The sequence below is a fragment of the Muriicola sp. genome, from assembly GCF_049669965.1.
GTDB lineage: Bacteria > Bacteroidota > Bacteroidia > Flavobacteriales > Flavobacteriaceae > Muriicola.
Window position 1 is genome coordinate 1 of sequence record NZ_JBATLB010000204.1, and the last position, 4,351, is coordinate 4,351.

Annotated in this window: 4 protein-coding genes and 2 pseudogenes; 5 read left to right on the forward strand and 1 reads right to left on the reverse strand. The window is 40.8% G+C overall.

The genetic code is table 11. The features are described from left to right. A pseudogene (locus tag WBM49_RS10545) lies at positions 1–499 on the forward strand (carboxypeptidase-like regulatory domain-containing protein); the annotation flags it as partial. Between the two features lie 9 nt (positions 500–508). Here the strand turns inward: WBM49_RS10545 and WBM49_RS10550 are convergent. Continuing rightward, positions 509–859 (reverse strand): 4Fe-4S dicluster domain-containing protein, encoded by a 351-nt coding sequence (locus tag WBM49_RS10550; RefSeq protein ID WP_424372014.1) that lies wholly within the window; start codon positions 857–859, stop codon positions 509–511. Positions 860–985: 126 nt separating this feature from the next. On the opposite strand from WBM49_RS10550, the gene WBM49_RS10555 reads away from it, so the two are divergent. The 4 genes and pseudogenes from WBM49_RS10555 to WBM49_RS10570 form a co-directional block, all read left to right on the forward strand. Continuing rightward, positions 986–2,044 carry an acyl-CoA reductase gene (locus WBM49_RS10555; protein WP_424372015.1) on the forward strand — a complete coding sequence of 353 codons (1,059 nt, stop codon included), beginning with the start codon at positions 986–988 and terminating at the stop codon, positions 2,042–2,044. Between the two features lie 76 nt (positions 2,045–2,120). Further along, entirely contained in the window at positions 2,121–3,185 is a 1,065-nt protein-coding gene (gene serC, locus WBM49_RS10560) for a 3-phosphoserine/phosphohydroxythreonine transaminase (RefSeq protein WP_424372016.1), read from the forward strand. A gap of 43 nt (positions 3,186–3,228) precedes the next feature. After that, complete coding sequence (locus tag WBM49_RS10565) at positions 3,229–4,185, forward strand: D-2-hydroxyacid dehydrogenase (RefSeq protein ID WP_424372017.1); 957 nt, start codon at positions 3,229–3,231, stop codon at positions 4,183–4,185. 58 nt (positions 4,186–4,243) lie between these two features. After that, positions 4,244–4,351: pseudogene (locus WBM49_RS10570) on the forward strand (DUF937 domain-containing protein); the annotation flags it as partial.

The window sequence follows — 4,351 nt, forward strand, 5'->3', positions numbered from 1 at the left end:
AAAGTCCAAAGCGAAATTTACCGGTAAATTATACATTTCGGCAAATGACTATGCCGTCTTAAAAGCAGATTACTCTTTTAGTGAGGGAAGAGAAGGCCGTAAATTTAATATGAAACTCCTGTTAGGGATAAAATACCTTGAAAACAGAAATCAGGGGACCATCATCTTTAAGATCAGGACAGACGGTAAATACCATCCTTACTACATAAAACGAGAATTTGGGAATTACGTATATTTACACAGACCGCTTAAATTTATCGAAAATAGTGACGAGAGAAACAAGGTTATTTTTGATTTTACGCTGGAAGGAGATGGACGTGAAAAAAAGGAGCTGTTATTACTTGACAATGAAGTACTGAGCCCCACAGAATATAAAAACTTTAAGGAACAAGCTGTCATACCCTATAGTCTTTTAAAACAATTTGAGCCCACTATTTGGCAAAACAACCAAATCATTGAACCTCTTGAGGAAATGAAGAATTTTAAAGCTAACGACTAGCCTGTCCTATCATTCAGGATGCATAAATCGCTGTTTGCCCAATAATACTTCTTCCGTTTCAACGTGGTCCTCATCAGGAACGCAACAATCTACAGGGCATACTGCTGCACATTGAGGTTCTTCATGGAAACCCATGCACTCCGTACACTTATCGGGGGAAATATAATAGATCTCATCACTTATGGGCTCCTGCACGTCGTCTGCATTCACTTTTTTTCCATTGGGTAATAAAACATCCCCTTTTAATGAAGTACCATCGCTATAGCGCCATTCATCTGCCCCTTCATAGATGGCAGTATTAGGACATTCTGGCTCACATGCCCCACAATTAATGCATTCGTCAGTTATAATGATAGCCATAATTCTGTTTTTCTTTTAAGCAATTTCTTTGAACCTAAGGAAACCTTTCGGAATAGGTTTAACTTTTGTTTCAGTTTCATACTTTTGCGGCAAAGGTACAGCTGAAACACATTTTCTACAAATATAATGGGGACCCTTGAAGAAAGAATACAAGCATTTGTTAAACTTGGTGAATTTCTGCGCACTTACTGTAGCTACAGATCCGGGGATATCACAGTATCTGACAAGTTAAACGGATTCTCAGACCTGGATGAAATTGTGGTCAGGGCAGGACATAAGAACGGATGGTTTACCGAGGAGAATCTCCTATATTCTTTTTCTGCATGGGGAAAAGTATTAACTGTCGAAGGAATTAATACATGGCTTGCAAACTATGAGATTAAACCCAAATCAGCGAAACAAGTTGCCATCATTATGGCCGGCAATATCCCGCTGGTTGGATTTCACGATCTTATTGCGGTTGTAATCACCGGGCACAAGGCCTTGATAAAGCTATCTTCAAATGACAAGGACCTCCTGCCCTTCTTTATAAAGTTGTTAGAAGTCCATCAGCCGGATTTAAAGGGATCTGTAACTATTGCAAAAGGCACATTGACCAATTTTGATGCTGTGATAGCTACCGGGAGCAACAATACCTCTCGCTATTTTGAGTACTATTTTGGGAAAAAGCCTCATATAATTCGAAAAAACAGGAATAGTATTGCCGTGTTGACAGGGATAGAAACCGAAAAACAATTAGCTGACTTGGGAGAGGATATCTTTAGGTATTACGGTCTGGGGTGTAGAAGCGTCAGCAAACTCTTTGTGCCTTTGGGGTACGACTTTGGAGCATTTTTTAAGGCAATTGAAGCATACTCTTATTTAAAGGACCACCACAAATACCACAACAATTACGATTACAACAAGGCTGTATACCTAATGAGTGAGTTTTCGTTTTTAGATAATGGTTTTTGTATGCTAAAGGAAGATAAACACTACGCTTCGCCTATTAGTACCATATTTTATGAGTATTACAATGACACGACCTCCTTGCTTAAAAAACTTAAAGCTGATCGAGAACAGCTACAATGCATTGTTTCACAGGGGTTTATGGATGATGAGATCATATTTGGGAACACTCAGTCCCCCAGCTTAACGGATTATGCCGATGGTGCAGACACTGTTGAATTCTTGTTAAAAACATAGGACAATTATTCCCTAAATACTCCTGCTTTCTCAGGTTATTTTAGGACCTTTACAGTTGCAAAAATCGCAAAACCTTATGGAAATACACAATTTTAGCGCAGGCCCTTGTATACTTCCTGCCGAAGTAATGCAAAAAGCCGCAGCGGCAGTACTCGACCTAGATGGAATAGGTCTTTCTCTTATAGAAATTTCTCATCGCAGTAAAGAATTTGTAGCTGTTATGGATAAGGCCAGGGAACTAGCCCTGGAGCTTTTGGGATTGGAAGGAAAAGGGTATCAGGCGTTGTATTTACAGGGCGGTGCCAGCCTGCAATTTCCTATGCTGGCGTATAACCTGCTAGAAAATAAGGCGGGCTACCTGAATACCGGTACATGGAGCTCCAATGCTTTAAAAGAAGCTTCAATACTTGGCAACGCCATTGAACTAGCCTCTTCAGAAGAAAAAGGTTTTAATTACATCCCAAAGGATTTTGATATTCCGAACGATCTGGATTACCTTCATCTCACCTCAAACAATACCATCTTTGGAACTCAAATTAAGAGTTTCCCAACCACCAAGGTTCCCGTGGTTTGTGATATGAGTTCAGATATATTTTCCAGGCAGTTAGATTTTTCAAAATTTGACCTTATTTATGCCGGGGCACAAAAAAACATGGGTCCGGCTGGTACTACCCTGATAATAGTTAAAGAAGATCTACTCGGTAAAGTAACCCGGAAAATACCGTCTATCCTGGATTACCAGGTGCACATTGCAAAAGAGAGCATGTTTAATACCCCTGCGGTCTTTCCTGTCTATGTTTGTATGCTTACCCTGCAATGGTTAAAAGACATGGGAGGGATCCCGGCCATTGAAGAGATCAATGAAAAAAAGGCAAAACTGATTTATTCTGAGATTGATTTGAATCCTTTATTTCAGGGATATGCCAACAAAGAGGATCGCTCTACTATGAATGCTACCTTTACGCTCACCGATGATACATTAAAAGACACATTTGATGCTATGTGGAAAAAAGCGGGGATCAACGGACTTAACGGACATCGTTCCGTTGGCGGCTACCGGGCATCTATGTACAATGCCTTATCCCTGGAAAGTGTGGGCGTACTGGTTGATGTAATGAGTGATCTGGAACGCAAAGCCTAAGGAAATATTGAAATCAACTTTAATTAAAGAGAGCAGCAATTCTATGAGTAAGAAAATACTAGCAAACGACGGTATCTCTGCAAGCGGCATTAAGGCGCTAGAAACTGCGGGTTATGAGGTGTTGACGACCACGGTGGCGCAGGAACAACTAGTTAATTTTATTAATGAAGAAGGAGTTGTTGGGCTATTGGTGCGCAGTGCCACCCAGGTAAGGAGTGAACTCATTGATTCCTGTCCCGGGCTGAAACTCATTGGTCGCGGCGGAGTTGGAATGGATAACATTGATGTAGCCTATGCCAAGGAGAAAGGAATTCATGTAATCAATACCCCGGCTTCATCCTCTAGCTCTGTGGCGGAACTTGTTTTTGCTCATTTATTTGGCGGAGTTCGTTTTCTTTATGACGCCAATAGAAATATGCCCTTAGAAGGTGATAGAAATTTTAAAGTCTTAAAAAAGAATTACGGGAAAGGAACCGAGTTGAGGGGGAAAACATTAGGGGTCCTTGGGTTTGGAAGAATTGGTCAGGCTACAGCAAAGATTGCCCTCGGTATTGGAATGAAAGTAATTTATTTTGATCCATTTATTGAAGACGCAAAGATAGATCTTCAGTTTTTTGATGGACAGTCCGTATCGTTCACTTTTAATAATAGTTCTAAGGAAGAAATTCTTAAAAATTCTGATTTTATAACCCTCCATGTCCCTGCTCAAAAGGAATATGTCATTGGAAAACGGGAATTGGAAATGATGAAGCAGGGAGTTGGCCTGGTCAATGCCGCGCGGGGCGGGGTAATTGATGAGGTTGCTCTGATAGAGGCAATTGATAATGGCAAAGTAGCTTTCGCGGGCCTGGACGTATTTGAATCTGAGCCTGTACCAGAGATACGGATCTTAATGCATCCAAAGATCTCTTTATCTCCTCATATAGGAGCGGCAACAGACGAAGCTCAGGACAGGATAGGGACAGAACTTGCAGAACAGATCATAAATCTGCTTACCTAAGGGAGCATACATATCATTTAAAGCGTATATTAACTCATCAAGAACAAATTCAAAACCAATGTCAGGATTATTAGATTTATTAAGCGGCCCAATGGGCAAACAATTGATTAGCGGGGTTGCCGGCCAAACCGGTCAGCCAGAAGACAAAACCGCCGATGTACTAAGT